Source organism: Aureispira sp. CCB-QB1 (genome assembly GCF_000724545.1).
Lineage (GTDB): Bacteria > Bacteroidota > Bacteroidia > Chitinophagales > Saprospiraceae > Aureispira.
Genome location: NZ_JHBV01000112.1, coordinates 1 through 449 on the forward strand (window position 1 = coordinate 1; position 449 = coordinate 449).

Sequence of the window (449 nt, forward strand, 5' to 3'; positions counted from 1 at the left end):
CAAGAAGGCCATTTTGAATTCCGTTTGTTGCTTCCTGACAGCAAAAAAGAAGATGGCACCTACGATTATGCAGCCAAAGGAGTGGTAAAAATTGGCGTGACCGATGCCAGTTTAGTGCTCGATGGCAGTAAAGGAAATTCTGTTGAAGGTTTGGTTGTTAGTGGTGGCGTCTTTGGAGAAGACACTTTAGCAATCCTTGCGGGCTTGGCAAAAGAAGGGGTTTATCTAAAAATCACAGGGATGCACTTGGATGCGGACGATGATCAACACTATACTTCTAAAATGGTAGAACGTTCTTGGTTGCACGATGGGACTTCTGATGGTGATCGAAACATCTTTTATCCCAAAGCCTCAGCAAACGACAACCAGACGAATATTCGTTCCATCACCGACCTTGGTGTAGCCTTAGATGGCAGCAACTATTTAGAAATGCCTGTCTATCGAGGTGT

Annotated in this window: 1 protein-coding gene; it reads left to right on the forward strand. The window is 44.5% G+C overall.

The window, feature by feature from the left end; all coding sequences use genetic code 11:
• Positions 1-449: hypothetical protein (locus CG11_RS30620; protein ID WP_197043977.1), on the forward strand; the 449-nt coding region annotated here is incomplete at both ends.